1 pseudogene is annotated in these 1093 nt (G+C 70.0%); it reads left to right on the top strand.

Going from position 1 to position 1093, the window contains the following annotated elements:
- Positions 1-1093: pseudogene (locus AB0K51_RS34870) on the top strand (hypothetical protein); the annotation flags it as partial.

Below are 1093 nucleotides of genomic sequence, written 5' to 3'. Positions count from 1 at the left end.
GAGCCGACCGAGGAGTACAAGTACCGGCGCGCGTGGGAAGCACACCAGCGCACCCGCGACGACGCCGCGGCACACGACACGAATCCCGCCCCCGCTCGCGAATCGGCTCACCACGGAATCGGAGACGACACCCACCCCCGGGACGAACCGATGCCGGACGCCGAACCGCCCACACACGACGACCTCGACGACGACCTCGGAGCGGACGGGGACTTCGACGGTGCGCCGTTTCCTTCCGACCGACCGGCCGGCATGGACCACGAGCCGCTGGAAGCGGACCATGCCGCAGCGGTCCCCGGCGCGTCCGCCGACACCGAGACGGCGGATGGCACCCCGGCCATCGCCCCCGCCGGCGGCGGGGGCGATGGCGGCCCGGCGAAACCGGTCACCTTCCGCGGACGCCTCCAGTCCGTCTTCCACGTGGCCGCCAACAACACCTCGATCAGCTTCCAGGGAGTCGAGTACAGCCTGCCGCGCACGGGCCGTGAGCGGTTCGCGAACAAGCCGCTGAGGGGCGAGCTGGTCGGCGGGCAAGTCAAGTTCACCAATCCCGACGGGCAGCCGTTCGACTCCAGGATCACGGAGGCCACCGGCGACCAGAAGTTCATCCCGGCCGGTACCACGCGGACCACGTTGTTCGGCGTGAAGGTGAGTCTGCCGAAGGCTCCGGCGGGGCAGGGTGAGGGCGAGGTGTTCGAGGGCTGGCATGTGCGGGTGGCCGGCGAGGTGGGTCGGCGGATGGTGCAGCTCTCCGTCACGGGAGGCGACGCGTTCGAACCCGTGGGCGACCCGATTCCCTACGACGAGCCGACCGAAGAATACAAGTACCGGCGCGCGGTCGAGCAGGCCGGGAAGGCGTACACCCCGCCCACCTACTCCCCGCCGGACCCCACGGACAAGGGTGCCTTCGTCGGACGCCTTCCCCGCGAGTTCCGCGCAGTCGCCGGCGAAGACATCGTGTCGGTCGGCAGTAGGCAGGTCAAGCTCCCGAACAACGGCCCTGAGCGGTTCGCGAACAAGCCGCTCACGGGCACGCGGACCGACACCGAGGCCACCTTCACCAACCTCGACGGGCAATGGTTTACCCACACCC

The sequence above is a fragment of the Kitasatospora sp. NPDC049285 genome (assembly GCF_040678815.1).
Taxonomy (GTDB): Bacteria; Actinomycetota; Actinomycetes; order Streptomycetales; family Streptomycetaceae; genus Kitasatospora.
This window is presented reverse-complemented; position numbering and strand designations above follow the sequence as displayed.